This is a genomic window from Streptomyces sp. PL-25 (assembly GCF_058344915.1).
In genome coordinates, this window is record NZ_CP136997.1 from 1,133,186 (window position 1) to 1,146,697 (window position 13,512).

General features: G+C 73.4%; 13 protein-coding genes and 1 riboswitch. Of the genes, 3 read left to right on the forward strand and 10 right to left on the reverse strand.

Annotation, left to right across the window (positions count from 1 at the left end):
* The first annotated feature begins 132 nt into the window (after positions 1-132).
* Complete coding sequence (locus R4Z62_RS04955) at positions 133-756, forward strand: uridine kinase family protein (protein ID WP_064531584.1); 624 nt, start codon at positions 133-135, stop codon at positions 754-756.
* Between the two features lie 518 nt (positions 757-1,274).
* Positions 1,275-3,143: an AAA family ATPase gene (locus R4Z62_RS04960; protein WP_385502961.1), complete on the forward strand. Its 1,869-nt coding sequence runs from the start codon at positions 1,275-1,277 to the stop codon at positions 3,141-3,143.
* 118 nt (positions 3,144-3,261) lie between these two features.
* Here the strand turns inward: R4Z62_RS04960 and R4Z62_RS04965 are convergent, their stop codons facing one another.
* The 9 genes from R4Z62_RS04965 to R4Z62_RS05005 form a co-directional block, all read right to left on the reverse strand.
* Positions 3,262-4,341 carry a hemolysin family protein gene (locus R4Z62_RS04965; protein ID WP_064531588.1) on the reverse strand — a complete coding sequence of 360 codons (1,080 nt, stop codon included), beginning with the start codon at positions 4,339-4,341 and terminating at the stop codon, positions 3,262-3,264.
* Positions 4,338-5,684: a hemolysin family protein gene (locus R4Z62_RS04970; protein WP_064531590.1), complete on the reverse strand. Its 1,347-nt coding sequence runs from the start codon at positions 5,682-5,684 to the stop codon at positions 4,338-4,340. Before R4Z62_RS04970 ends, R4Z62_RS04965 begins: the two co-directional genes overlap by 4 nt.
* A gap of 267 nt (positions 5,685-5,951) precedes the next feature.
* Positions 5,952-6,413 (reverse strand): PH domain-containing protein, encoded by a 462-nt coding sequence (locus tag R4Z62_RS04975; RefSeq protein WP_064531592.1) that lies wholly within the window; start codon positions 6,411-6,413, stop codon positions 5,952-5,954.
* A gap of 13 nt (positions 6,414-6,426) precedes the next feature.
* Positions 6,427-7,275, reverse strand: a complete 849-nt coding sequence (gene hisG / locus R4Z62_RS04980) for an ATP phosphoribosyltransferase (protein WP_064531594.1) — start codon at positions 7,273-7,275, stop codon at positions 6,427-6,429.
* A 49-nt stretch (positions 7,276-7,324) separates the two neighbouring features.
* Positions 7,325-7,597, reverse strand: coding sequence for a phosphoribosyl-ATP diphosphatase (locus tag R4Z62_RS04985; RefSeq protein WP_018570165.1), 273 nt, complete (start codon positions 7,595-7,597; stop codon positions 7,325-7,327).
* A 34-nt stretch (positions 7,598-7,631) separates the two neighbouring features.
* Positions 7,632-8,117, reverse strand: a complete 486-nt coding sequence (gene ribH, locus R4Z62_RS04990; RefSeq protein ID WP_018570166.1) for a 6,7-dimethyl-8-ribityllumazine synthase — start codon at positions 8,115-8,117, stop codon at positions 7,632-7,634.
* Positions 8,118-8,174: 57 nt separating this feature from the next.
* The gene (locus R4Z62_RS04995) at positions 8,175-9,515 is read right to left on the reverse strand and encodes a bifunctional 3,4-dihydroxy-2-butanone-4-phosphate synthase/GTP cyclohydrolase II (RefSeq protein ID WP_491519225.1); all 1,341 of its coding nucleotides are present in this window, start codon (positions 9,513-9,515) and stop codon (positions 8,175-8,177) included.
* Positions 9,512-10,156: a nicotinamide mononucleotide transporter family protein gene (locus tag R4Z62_RS05000; RefSeq protein ID WP_064531596.1), complete on the reverse strand. Its 645-nt coding sequence runs from the start codon at positions 10,154-10,156 to the stop codon at positions 9,512-9,514. The genes R4Z62_RS04995 and R4Z62_RS05000 overlap by 4 nt, the downstream gene beginning before the upstream one ends.
* Positions 10,153-10,761, reverse strand: a complete 609-nt coding sequence (locus R4Z62_RS05005; RefSeq protein WP_064531598.1) for a riboflavin synthase — start codon at positions 10,759-10,761, stop codon at positions 10,153-10,155. Before R4Z62_RS05005 ends, R4Z62_RS05000 begins: the two co-directional genes overlap by 4 nt.
* Positions 10,762-10,912: 151 nt before the next feature.
* Positions 10,913-11,043, reverse strand: a riboswitch (FMN riboswitch).
* 378 nt (positions 11,044-11,421) lie between these two features.
* On the opposite strand from R4Z62_RS05005, the gene R4Z62_RS05010 reads away from it, so the two are divergent.
* Entirely contained in the window at positions 11,422-12,180 is a 759-nt protein-coding gene (locus tag R4Z62_RS05010) for an SDR family oxidoreductase (protein ID WP_491519226.1), read from the forward strand.
* Positions 12,181-12,246: 66 nt separating this feature from the next.
* Here R4Z62_RS05010 and R4Z62_RS05015 read toward each other — a convergent pair whose 3' ends face one another.
* Positions 12,247-13,458 (reverse strand): ROK family transcriptional regulator, encoded by a 1,212-nt coding sequence (locus R4Z62_RS05015; protein ID WP_064531602.1) that lies wholly within the window; start codon positions 13,456-13,458, stop codon positions 12,247-12,249.
* Between the last annotated feature and the right edge of the window lie 54 nt (positions 13,459-13,512).

Sequence of the window (13,512 nt, forward strand, 5' to 3'; positions counted from 1 at the left end):
GCGCGTTCCCCGAATGTGCGCGCGGCGGTGTCGCGCACGTCCGGTATGACCGGTCACTAGAATGTTCCCGGTAAATATGCCATCACGTCGGCACCCGCCCCTCCGCCCGCACCGCTCCCCCCGGGAACAGCCATTCACTCCCTCGCCGCCCGGCTGCGCCGCCTCCCCCCGTCCTGCGGCCCCGTCCGCCTGATCGGCGTCGACGGGCACGCCGGGTCGGGGAAGTCCACCTTCGCCGCCCGGCTGGCCGCGGCGCTCGGCGGTGCGCCGGTCCTGCACCTGGACGACGTCGCGAGCCACGCGGAGCTGTTCGGGTGGGACGCGCGGCTGCTGCGTGAGGTGATCGGTCCGCTCAGCCGGGGCGAGAACGCCCGCTACGCGCCCTACGACTGGCGGGCGCGGCGCTTCGGCCCCGCCTCGCGCACGCTGGCGCCCGCGCCGGTCGTCCTGGTCGAGGGGGTGGGCGCGGGCCGCCGGGCGCTGCGCCCGCATCTGGCCCGGCTGCTCTGGATGGACCTGCCGCGCGAGGAGTCCTGGGCCCGCGGCCGGGCCCGGGACGGCGCGGAGCAGCGGGAGTTCTGGTCCGGGTGGGTCGAGGCGGAGCGCCGGCACTTCGCCGCCGACCCCTCCCGGCCCTTCGCGGATCTCCTGGTACGCCGGTCCGCCGAGGGGTACGAGGTACTGCCCGGCCCCGCGGGAGCGGCTGGTCCGGACCAAGTCGCTACGCAGGGTGAGGACCCGGAGGCAATGTGCTGAACTTGTGAAGGCGCCTGTGGAGGAACTTGGTCCAGTGTCCCAACTTCGCTTGACCGGGGGCCCGTACAGGTCTTACGTTCTCAATGTGCGGTCATCGAAGACCGCCCACTGACGCGAAGCCCCCGGTTGTTCCCCCGTGACCGGGGGCTTCGTTCTGCCCGGACACCGCTATCCGGACGCCGGACGGCTCCATTCGGTCACCCACGGTCACTAAATCGGATGTACTGTCTCCGCTCCCTTTCCGCTCCCGCCCCGCGCCCGCCCCGCACCCGTCCCGCGCCCCTCCTGCTCCGGTCCCGCTCCCGCTCTTCTCGCGGTCCGCTCCTCCCGCGCCGAACGGGGTGCACCGCACCCTTCGGCGGGCGACGGCCCCGCAGGTACGATGCCCTCGGTGCGGCCTTCGAACGACTGCTTCGCGCACCTGCAACTCCGGTCCGCGGCACAGCGGTTCGACCAAGGCGGCCACCGGGCGACCGTCCGGCGGCCAACCTACGGGGGCACGGTCTGTGGGGGACGTGATGGACTTCGGCACGCAGGGCCCCGAGGCCCCGGCCGACCTCGCCTGGCTGCGGGGCGTGGACGCCTACACCATGGGCGCCTATCCGCAGGCCGAGGAGGAGTTCCGGGCCGCGGTGGAGATGGATCCGGCGATGGCGGACGGCTGGCTGGGACTGCACGCGCTGCGCGTCGACACGACGACCGCGCTGCTGCGGATGTTCCGCCACCGCGACCGCTTCGGCGAGCAGCGCACCCGGCACCGCCGCACCCTCAACTCCTGGTACTGGCTCGGCTGGTGGGTACAGCCGGTGCTGGAGAGCCCCCGCGATCTGCTGCTCGCGCACGCCTCGCACTGGCTGGACGGCCGCCATGTGCCCGAGCTGGACCGGGCGCTGGCCGGGCTGCCGCCGGTGGACACCGACGCCCAGGTCCGGTTCCTGCACGCCTGCCGGGCCTATCTGGTCAAGGACTGGGAGCAGCTCGTACGGCACACCGACCCGCTGGTCGACGACGCGATGCTCGGCATAGAGGCCGGGCTGTTCGGCGGCATGGCCCGGGTCAGGCTGGAGATGTACGGACAGGCCGAGCCGCTGCTGTCGGCCGCGCTGATGCGGTGCCGCAGCGAGCAGCCGCAGCGCAAGGAGCTGCGCTACTGGCTGGCGCGGGCGCACGAGGGCACCGGCCGCAGCGCCGCAGCGCTCCCCCTGTACCGGGCGGTGCACCGGGTCGACCCCGCCTTCATGGACACCTCGGCACGGCTCGCCGCCATCGCCGAGGGCGACGGCTACGACGACGAGGCCGCCGACTTCGCCGCGGTCACCCTCGCCGGGGCCGGCCAGGACAGCGTGGACGGCCCCGACGTGCTGGACCCGCTGTTCGGCACCGAGGGCCGGGACCTGCGCCTGGACGAACCCGATCCGCCCGCCGCCGGACCGTTCCCGCCGCCGGCCGGACCCTCGGTGCGCGAGCGCGGCACGGGCGCGGGCGGTCCGCTGCCCAGCGGTCCCACCGACCCCGCGTTACTCGAGCAGGCGCTCGCCGAGCTGGAGCGCATGGTGGGGCTTGAGCCGGTGAAACGCCAGGTCAAGGCGTTGTCGGCACAGTTGAACATGGCCCGGCTGCGCGCCGGGCAGGGGCTGCCCGTACAGCCGCCGAAACGACACTTCGTCTTCTCCGGCCCCTCCGGCACCGGCAAGACCACCGTCGCCCGGATCCTCGGCCGCGTCTTCTACGCGCTCGGCCTGCTCGGCGGCGACCATCTGGTGGAGGCCCAGCGCGCCGACCTGGTCGGGGAGTATCTGGGCCAGACCGCCGTCAAGGCCAACGAGCTGATCGACTCCGCGATCGGCGGGGTGCTCTTCGTGGACGAGGCGTACTCGCTGTCCAACTCGGGGTACGGCAAGGGCGACGCGTACGGCGACGAGGCCCTCCAGGTGCTGCTGAAGCGGGCCGAGGACAACCGGGACCACCTGGTGGTGATCCTCGCCGGCTATCCCGAGGGCATGGACCGCCTGCTGGCCGCCAACCCCGGTCTCTCGTCCCGCTTCACCAGCCGCGTGGACTTCCCCTCGTACCGTCCCGGCGAACTCACCGAGATAGGCAAGGTGCTGGCCGCGGAGAACGGCGACCAGTGGGACGAGGAGGCGCTGGACGAGCTGGGCTCCATCGCCGCGCACGTGGTCGACCAGGGCTGGATCGACGAACTCGGCAACGGCCGGTTCCTGCGCACCCTGTACGAGAAGAGCTGCGCCTATCGCGACCTGCGCCTGTCCGGCTATCCCGGCACCCTGACCCGCGACGATCTGGCGACCCTGCGGCTGCCGGACCTGATGCAGGCGTACGGCGAGGTGCTGTCGGGCCGGGGCCCGCAGGATCCGTCGGCCCTGTGACGGCGCCCGCGGCCCGTCGCGAGGCCCCGCGGTCCTGACGGACGAGGGCCCGGCCGGGCCGGGACGTGCCCGAGCCCGCGGCCGGGCGGCCGCGGGCTCGGGCGGGTGGGCGTCCGGCTCAGGTGGCGAGAGCCTGTTCACCGCTGGGGCGGGGTTCGGTGAGGCGGATCTCCGGGGCCGCGCGGTGGGCGGGGTCGCGGACCTCGCCGACGAGCAGTTCCAGGACGTCCTCCAGCGCGACCACGCCGAGCACCCTGCCGGAGGCGTCCGCCACCTGGGCGAGATGGGTGGCGGCGCGGCGCATCACGGTCAGCGCGTCGTCGAGCGGCAGCTCGGACCTCAGCGTCGTCATCGGGCGCCATATCCGCTGCGGGACGGCCCGGTCGGAGTCCTCCAGGTCGAGGACGTCCTTGACGTGCAGATACCCCATGAAGGCGCCGTTGCCCGCGGCGACCGGGAAACGCGAGTACCCGGTGCGGGCGGTGAGCGCGACGATCTCGCCGGGGGTGACCGACGGGCTGACCGTCACCAGGGCGTCGCGGCGCAGCAGCACGTCCAGGACCGGCCGGGAGCCCAGCTCCAGCGCGTCCTCCAGGCGCTCCTGCTCCTCGGGGCCGAGGAGCCCGGCCTGCCCGGAGTCCTCCACCAGCCGGTTGAGCTGTTCGCTGGTGAAGACGGCCTCGACCTCGTCCTTGGGCTCGACCCGGAAGAGCCGCAGGATGCCCTGGGCGCAGGCGCCGAGCGCGACGGTGACGGGCTTGCAGACGCGGGCGAAGGCGACCAGGCCGGGGCCGAGCCACAGCGCGGCCTTCTCCGGGGCGGCCATCGCCAGGTTCTTCGGCACCATCTCGCCGATGACCAGGTGGAAGAAGACCACGGCGGCCAGCGCGATGACATAGCCCAGCGGGTGCACCACGCCGTGCGGCAGATGCATCCAGGTGAAGACCGGCTCCAGCAGCTTCGCCACCGTGGGTTCGGCGACGGCGCCCAGGGTCAGCGAGCAGACGGTGATGCCGAACTGGGCGGCGGCCATCATCTGCGGCAGCCGCTCCAGGCCGTGCAGGACCTGGCGGGCGCGGGCGGTGCCGAGCGGTTCGATCTGACTGCGGCGCACGGAGACGAGCGCGAACTCGGCGCCGACGAAGAAGCCGTTGGCCAGCACCAGCAGGGCGGCCAGGACCAGTTGGAGCACGCTCATCGGGCGGCCTCCGTGACGGCCTCGGCGGTGTCGGCCGCGGTGGCCGTGCGGACCAGGCGGACCCGTTCGGCGCGGTAGTGGCCGACCTGGCGCACGGACAGCCGCCAGCCCGGCAGTTCGGCCCGGTCGCCGGGGGCCGGGATGCGGCCGAGCAGATCGGCGACCAGTCCGGCGACGGTCTCGTACGGGCCCTCGGGCGCGTCCAGGCCGATGCGGCGGAGCAGGTCGACCCGGCAGCCGCCGTCGGCGTCCCAGGCGGGCCGGCCGTCCTCCGGCGGGACCGGGGCGAGTTCGGGCACGTCCTTGGCGTCGTGCTCGTCGCGGACCTCGCCGACGAGTTCCTCGACGATGTCCTCCAGGGTGACGACGCCCGCGGTACCGCCGTACTCGTCGACGACGACCGCGATGGGCTGCTCGCTGCGCAGCTGCGCCAGCAGCGGCTGCACCGGCAGGGTCTCGGGCACCAGCAGCGCGGGCCGGGCGATACGGCCGACCGGGGTGCGCAGCCGCTCGTGCGCCGGGACGGCGAGGGCGTCCTTGAGATGGGCCATGCCGACCACCTCGTCGATCTTCTCCTGGTAGACGGGGAAGCGGGACAGCCCGGTGGCCCGGGTGAGATTGACCACGTCCTCGGCGGTCGCGGAGAACTGGAGGGCGCTGACCTTCACGCGCGGCGTCATCACGTGCTGCGCGGTCAGCTCGCCCAGGGACAGGGTGCGGACGAACAGGTCGGCCGTGTCCTGCTCCAGGGCGCCGGCCTGGGCCGAGTGCCGGGCCAGCGAGACCAGCTCGCCGGGGGTGCGGGCGGAGGCCAGCTCGTCGGCGGGCTCCACGCCCAGGGCCCGTACCAGCCGGTTGGCGACGGTGTTCAGCGCGGCGATCACCGGGCGGAACAGCCGCGAGAAGTGGCGCTGCGGGCCCGCGACGAACCGCGCGACCTGCAACGGCCGGGAGACCGCCCAGTTCTTGGGGACCAGCTCGCCGATCACCATCTGGAGGGCGGAGGCGAGCAGCATGCCGACGACCACGGCGACACCGGAGACGGCACCCGCGGGCAGGCCGGTCGCGGTGATGGGGCCGTGCAGCAGCTCGGCCAGCGCCGGTTCGGCGAGCATGCCGACGACGAGGGAGGTGATGGTGATGCCGAGCTGGGTGCCGGAGAGCTGGAAGGACAGCTCGCCCAGCGACTCGACGACCGTACGGGCGCGTCGGTCGCCGTCGGCCGCGGCCTTCTCGGCGTCCGGGCGCTCGACCGTCACCAGGCCGAACTCCGCCGCGACGAAGAAGCCGTTGGCGAGGATCAGCAGGAGGGCCGCTCCGAGGAGCAGCAGGGGGAGGGTCATGATGCCGCCGCCTGTGAGCGCGGGCGGACCGCTCGGTCGCGGTGCGCGCTATGTCGGCAGGGGGCGGCGCAGGTACTGCAGGACGATCCGTCCATCGCCGGAGGGAGTCACTCCTCGGGTAGCAGGAACCCCTGGCACCGGGCGGCGCTCAGGGGCGGGGACGCAGCGACACGTCTCCGCCCACCAGATTAATCAAGTCCGGGCCGGATGCGTCAGGGCGGAGGCCCCCGAGCCGCCCCCGAGGTTCACCCCGGAGGCGGGTGCGGGTCACGCGCCGCGGGTCTGCTCCGGGTCCGCGGTGGCGTGCGACTCGACGAGGGCACGCAGCGCGCGGGCGTCGGCGATGGCCCGCTGCCTTGCGATTCCGGGCTGGATGCCCAGTACGGGCAGGCTGGTGCCGTCGCTCAGGTTGAGGAACACCCAGGGGTCGCCGGGCCGCAGATTCACCTGGAGGACCTGCGGCCACTCCAGATGACGCCGGGATGCGATGTTCACCACAGTGACGCCGGAGTCGTCGGCGACCACCTTCGGCCGGGCCAGCAGCGCCAGCACGCCGGCCAGCAGGGCGCCGGTGAAGACGAAGCTGATGCGTTCGCCCGGGGTGAGCTGTTCCAGCAGGACGGCCACGGCCGCGATCACGACGAAGATCGCGGCCCCCGCGGAGAGCAGCACCGCGCGGGTGTGCCCCGGCCGGAAGGTGACGGGAAGGGCGGGCGGCAGGTCGGACATCGGTCGGTCGTCCTCAGAGGCGGCAGGCGTGGATGGCCGTGGTCAGGATGGCGCGGGCGCCGATCGCGTACAGGTCGTCCATGATCCGCTGGGCGTCCTTGGCCGGGACCATGGCGCGCACGGCGACCCAGCCCTCGTTGTGCAGCGGGGAGACGGTCGGGGACTCCAGGCCGGGGGTGAGCGCCACGGCCTTCTCCAGCTGCTCGACCCGGCAGTCGTAGTCCATCATCACGTACGTCCGGGCGACCAGGACGCCCTGGAGGCGGCGCAGGAACTGCTGGACCTTGGGGTCCTCGGTGTCGGCGCCGGTGCGCCGGATGACGACGGCCTCGGACTTCATGATCGGCTCGCCGAAGACCTCGAGGCCCGCGTTGCGCAGGGAGGTGCCGGTCTCGACGACGTCGGCGATGACCTCGGCGACACCCAGTTCGATGGCGGTCTCCACGGCGCCGTCGAGGTGGACGACGGAGGCGTCGATGCCGTGCTCGGCGAGGTGTCCGGCGACGATGCCCTCGTAGGAGGTGGCGACCGTACGGCCCTTCAGGTCCCGCGCGCTCTCGGCCGTGCCCGGCTTGGCGGCGAAGCGGAAGGTGGAGCGGGCGAAGCCGAGCGGGAGGATCTCCTCGGCGTCGGCACCGGAGTCCACGAGCAGGTCGCGGCCGGTGATGCCGATGTCCAGCCGGCCGGAGGAGACGTAGATCGCGATGTCGCGGGGGCGGAGGTAGAAGAACTCCACCTCGTTGACCGGGTCGACGATGCGCAGTTCCTTGGACTCGCGGCGCTGCTGGTAGCCGGCCTCATGCAGCATGTCCGCCGCAGGGCCGGAGAGTGAACCCTTGTTGGGGACGGCGATGCGCAGCATGAGGTCGGCTTCCTTCGCGTGAGGGGATGTGCGGGCGGAGTGCGGTGGCTTACAGGTGGGCGTAGACGTCGTCCAGGGAGATGCCGCGGGCGACCATCATCACCTGGACGTGGTACAGCAGCTGCGAGATCTCCTCGGCGGCGGCCTCCTTGCCCTCGTGCTCGGCGGCCATCCAGACCTCTGCGGCCTCCTCGACGACCTTCTTGCCGATGGCATGGACCCCCTTGCCGACCAGTTCGGCGGTGCGGGAGGTGGCGGGGTCGCCGTGGGCGGCCTTCTGCTGGAGCTCTGTGAACAGCTCCTCGAACGTCTTCTTGGACATGGTGCTGCTTACCCTACGCGCTCCGGCCCCCTGGTCACCGCCAGGGTTCGGATACTGAACGCAGCGTGGCGGCGGTCGCCACCGCCGCGGTCACCGCCTCGTGCCCCTTGTCCTCGCGGGAGCCCTCCAGACCGGCCCGGTCCAGCGCCTGTTCCTCGTCGTCACAGGTGAGCACGCCGAAGCCGATGGGCACGCCGGTGTCCACGGAGACCTGCGTCAGACCCTGGGTGACGCCCTGGCAGACGTAGTCGAAGTGCGGGGTGCCGCCGCGGATGACGACACCGAGGGCGACGACCGCGTCGTAGCCGCGTCCGGCGAGCACCTTGGCCACCACCGGGAGTTCGAAGCTGCCGGGGACCCGGAGCAGCGTGGGCTCGTCGATCCCCAGCTCGTGCAGCGCGCGCAGGGCGCCGTCCACGAGTCCGTCCATCACCTTTTCGTGCCACTGCGCCGCGATGACGGCGACCCTGAGGTCGCCGCAGTTGCGGACGGACAGTTCCGGTGCACCCTTGCCGCTCACGTGTCTCCTCCGTGCTGGTGTTCTCGCCCGTGCCGGTCCCGGCCGGCCCGCGCAGGTCTACTGGTTGCCGCAGGCGGACGCGGTGGACGCGTCCAGCCAGGGCAGGTCGTGCCCCATCCGGTCCCGCTTGGTGCGCAGGTAGCGGAGGTTGTGCTCACCGGCCTGGACGGGCATGGGCTCGCGGCCGGTGACCTTGATGCCGTGGCCGGTCAGCGCCTCGGTCTTGTCGGGATTGTTGGTCATCAGGCGGACGCTGCGCACCCCGAGGTCGCGCAGGATCTGCGCGCCGGCGCCGTAGTCCCGCGCGTCGGCGGGCAGGCCGAGTTCGAGGTTGGCGTCCAGCGTGTCGCGGCCGCGCTCCTGGAGCTCGTAGGCGCGCAGCTTCGACATCAGGCCGATGCCGCGCCCCTCGTGGCCGCGCAGATAGACCACCACTCCTCTGCCCTCGCGCTGGATGCGCTCCAGGGAGGCGTCCAGCTGGGGGCCGCAGTCGCAGCGCAGGGAGCCGAAGACGTCCCCGGTCAGGCATTCGGAGTGGACGCGGACCAGGACGTCCTCGCCGGTGCCGATCTCGCCGTGCACCAGGGCGATGTGCTCCACGCCGTCGACGGTGGAGCGGAAGCCGTGGGCGGTGAAGGTGCCGTGCGCGGTGGGGAGGCTGACCTCCGCCTCGTGGCGGACGGTGGGCTCGCTGCCGCGGCGGTGGGCGATCAGGTCCTCGATGGAGATGATGGTCAGACCGTGCTTGCGGGCGAACAGGACCAGGTCGGGCAGGCGGAGCATCCGGCCGTCCTCGCCGGCGATCTCGACGATCGCGCCGGCCGGGTGCAGTCCCGCGAGCCGGGCGAGGTCGACGGCGGCCTCGGTGTGGCCGTCGCGGGCGAGGACGCCGCCGGGCCGGGCGCGCAGCGGGAAGACATGGCCGGGCCGTACGAGGTCGGTGGGCTCGGCGGTGCCGCTCGCCAGGAGCTGGAGGGTGGTGGCGCGGTCGGCGGCGGAGATGCCGGTGGTGACGCCGTGCGCGGCGGTGGCGTCGACGGAGACCGTGAAGGCCGTCCGCATCGACTCGGTGTTGTCCTCGACCATCTGCGGCAGGTGCAGCCGGTCGAGTTCCCCGCCCTCCATGGGGGCGCAGATCAGGCCGCGGCACTCGCTCATCATGAAGGCGACGATCTCGGGGGTCGCCTTCTCGGCGGCGACGACGAGGTCGCCCTCGTTCTCACGGTTCTCGTCGTCGACGACCACGACGGGACGGCCGGCCGCGATGTCGGCGACGGCCTGCTCGACCGGGTCGAGCGCGAAGTCCTCGATGTTGTCGGTGCTGTAGAGGACGGGCGGGACCGCGGGCGCGGCGCGCAGCGCCTCGTTCGGGGCGGTGGCGGACGGGTGGGCGCTCATGCGGGCGCTCCTTCCGGGACGGGCCGCGCCCCGTGCCGGGAGCGCAGCCACCAGTCGCGCAGGCCCCACAGGACGAGCGCGCCGTAGAGGACGTAGACGAAGCCGGAGAAGGCGAAGCCGTTGGCGAAGTTCAGCGGGACGCCGACGGCGTCGACGAGCAGCCAGGCGAGCCAGAACTCGACCATGCCGCGGGCCTGGGCGTACATGGCGACGACGGTTCCGACGAAGATGTAGGCGTCCGGCCAGGGGTCCCAGGACAGGGACGGGTACGCCTCGAACAGGGAGGCGACCGCGACGGTGCCGACGGCGGCGACGGCGAGCAGGGCGGCCCGTTCCCGCCAGGTGGCGAAGCGGACGGCGATGTGGCCGTCGGCCCCCGTCCGCCGGCCGCGGTTCCACTGCACCCAGCCGTAGCCGGCGACGACCATGACGACGATCTGCTTGCCCGCGCTGCCGGAGAGGTGGGCGGTGGCGAAGGCGGCGAAGAGGATCGCGCCGGACAGGAACTGGGTGGGCCAGCTCCAGATCGAGCGGCGCCAGCCGAAGGCGAGACCGAGCAGTCCGATGATGTTGCCGATCATGTCGGACCACTTGATGTGCTGGCCGAACGCGGTGAACGCCTCGGAGTTCAGCCAGTTCACCGGCCGGCCCCCGGGGCGCGGTCGCCGAGCAGTCGCTCGACGTACTTGGCGACGACGTCCACTTCCAGGTTGACCGGGTCGCCGGGCTGCTTGATGCCGAGGGTGGTCAGGGCGAGGGTGGTGGGGATGAGGCTGACGGTGAAGTGCTCGGCGCCGGCCTCGACGACGGTGAGGCTGATGCCGTCGACGGTGATGGAGCCCTTCTCGACGACATAGCGGGCGAGCGGGGCGGGCAGCGAGATCTTCACGATCTCCCAGTGCGCGGAGGGCGTGCGCTCCAGGATCGTGCCGGTGCCGTCGACGTGGCCCTGCACGATGTGGCCGCCGAGGCGGGCGCCGACGGCGGTGGGGCGTTCGAGGTTGACCCGGGAGCCCGCGGCGAGGACGCCGAGGCTGGAGCGCTTGAGGGTCTCCGCCATGACGTCGGCGGTGAACTCCTCGCCGTCGTGCTCGACGACGGTGAGACAGACGCCGTTCACGGCGATGGAGTCGCCGTGCCGCGCGCCCTCGGTGACGACGGGGCCGCGGAGACGGAAGCGAGCGGCGTCGCCGAGGTCCTCGACGGCGGTGACCTCGCCCAGCTCTTCGACGATTCCGGTGAACACTTCCCGGGTCCTCCTGCCTCTTCGGGCACGGACTCCGGGGCTGCCGAGACGGCAGAGCACACGAGGGGACCACACGCCGGGCGCCGACGCCGGAGCGGACCCGTCGCCGAACGGGCCCGTAGACGGCGACGCGCACAGATGTGCCCGCTCGCCGCGCACTGCCTCCCATCCGGACTTTAACCGTCGGTCCAGGAATTTCACCTGGTCAACCGGCCGCTGGAAGCGACCGGGTCGCGGACTGTAACCGCCGGTTCGGACTTTCACCGACCCCGGAGTGCGCTGCTACTGGTACACGGCCAGTGTGCCACGCCCGGTGGACGTCCATCCGGACGATCGGTGTGGGCTCGCTCACAGAGCGCAGTACCGCCCTCGGCACGGGCGCGCGTGCCGGGGTGCGCCGGGCGCGCGTGAAAGGCCCGGCGGCGGGCAAGGGCCGTCGTCACCGCCGCCGGGCCGGTCTGTTCCTGGGTCAGACAGTAAAAGGACTAGACCAGTGGGGTCAACAGGGCGGCACCGGACGCCAGTTCGGATCGCCGCAGGGCCGCTCGCGCGGCGCGGGTGCGGGCGGGCCCGAAGCCGGACAAGCTGAACCTCGTACGACTCACGGACCTCGTACGACGTCACGGACCTCGCACGACGTCAGGGAAGGGACTGGGCCTCATGACCACGATCCTGGTGACCGGCGGCACCGGAACCCTCGGCGCGCTCGTCGCCGAGCGGCTGCGCGCGGACGGGCACGAGGTGCGCGTGCTCAGCCGGCGCTCCCGGCCGTACGGCGTCGATCTGCGCGAGGGCGGCCCGGGGCTGGACACGGCCGTCGCGGGCGTGGACACGGTCGTGCACTGCGCGAGTTCGCCCCGGGGCGGCGACGAGGAGGGGGCCGCCCATCTGATCGCGGCGGCGCGCGGCGCCGGGGTCTCCCATCTCGTGTACGTCTCCATCGTGGGCGTCGACCACGTGCCGCTCGGCTACTACCAGACCAAGCGGGCCGTGGAGCGGCTGGTCGAGGAGTCGGGTCTCGGCTGGACCGTGCTGCGTGCCACCCAGTTCCACGACCTCGTGGCCGACCTCCTCGGGAAGCTGGCCAGGCCGCCGGTGATGCTGCTCCCGGCCGGGGTGCGGGACCAGCCGGTGGAGGTCGCGGAGGTCGCCGGCCGGCTGGCCGCGCTGGCGGCGGGTGCTCCGGCGGGCCGGGTGCCGGACATGGGCGGCCCCGAGGTCCGCGGCGTCGAGTCCCTGGCCCGCGCCTATCTCAGGGCGACGGGCCGCCACCGCCCCGTCCTGAACGTCCCGCTGGCGGGCCGGGTCTACCGGGGCTACCGCGAGGGCGGCCATCTCGCCCCGGACCGGGCGGTCGGCAGGCGGACCTTCGAGGAGTATCTGACGGGACGCTTCGGGGGCACCGGCCTGCCGGACTGAGACGGCGGGGCAGCGACATCCGCGTACGGGGACGGCGGGGCCGGGGGTGTCCGCGCGCGGGTGCTGTCACACCGGCCGGACCGGTGCCCCCGTCGTGCCGGGCGGGGCGAACAGGATCTCCTGGGCGCGGTCGCGAGCCGTCAGGAGGGCCCCGCGCAGGACGGCCGCACCGCCCAGGGTGCTCGGCCGCACCTGGGTGGGCAGGGGTGACATGCGGGCGATCCGCCGGGCCACCCGGGCGGCGAGCGCCTCGCCGCCGGCCCGGCCGGTGTCCCCGCCGAGCACCACGCACCCGGGGTCCAGCACGGCCACCACGGAGGCCGCCCCGAGCGCCAGCCGGTCGGCGAGGGCGTCGAGGAACCGCCCGGCCTGGGGCGAGGAGCCGCGCACCGCGCCGCGCACCAGTTCCGCGGCGGCCGCCTCACGGCCCGAGGGCGTACCCGTCAGCCCGTGCTCGGCGGCCAGTTCCACCACCGCCGCCGAGCCCGCCAGCGAGTGGAAGCCGCCCGTGCAGTCGGTCGCCGAGGGCAGGCCGCCGGTGCCGGGCACGGGCAGGAAGCCGATCTCGCCGGTGCCGCCCGAGGCGCCGTGCCGCAGCGCGCCGTCCAGGACCACCGCCGCGCCGGTGCCGTGGCCGAGCCACAGCAGGACGAAGGTGTCCCGCCCCCTCGCGGCCCCGTCGCGCTGCTCGGCCAGGGCCGCGAGGTTGGTCTCGTTCTCGACGATGACCCGCGCGTGTGGCAGCCGTTCCTGGAGGGCGGCCACCAGCCGGCGGTGCCACTCGGGCAGCCCGGTGGAGTCGCGCAGTTCGCCCGACACCGGGTCGATCAGGCCGGGCGCGCCGATGCCGACGGTGTGCAGCCGGGGCGCTCCCGCCTCCTTGGCGGCCCGCTCCACGAGCGTGACGGCCTGCTCGACCGCGGGGCCGGTCCCGGTGTCCGGGCCGACCGGCGCCGACGCCTCGGCCAGTTCCCGCCCCAGCAGGTCGGAGACGGTCACGGCGACGCTGTCGGTGCGCACGTCGAGGGCGGCGAGGTACGCGCGGTCGGCGACGATGCCGTAGAGCCGCGCGTTGGGGCCGCGCCGCTGCTCGCCGGACTCCCCCACGACGGTGATCAGACCGGAGGCCGTCAGGCGGTCGACCAGGTCGGCGACGGTGGGCCGGGACAGCCCGGTGAACTGCTTCAACTGCCCTGCCGTCAACGGCCCTTCCTGCTGCAACAGGCGCAGGGCGAGCCGGTCGTTGATGGCTCGGGCGGTGCTCGGGGATGCGGGCATGGCGGGAATCCTCCCAGATCCGCGGGACCGGGCCGCGCGGGGCGGGCGGCCGCA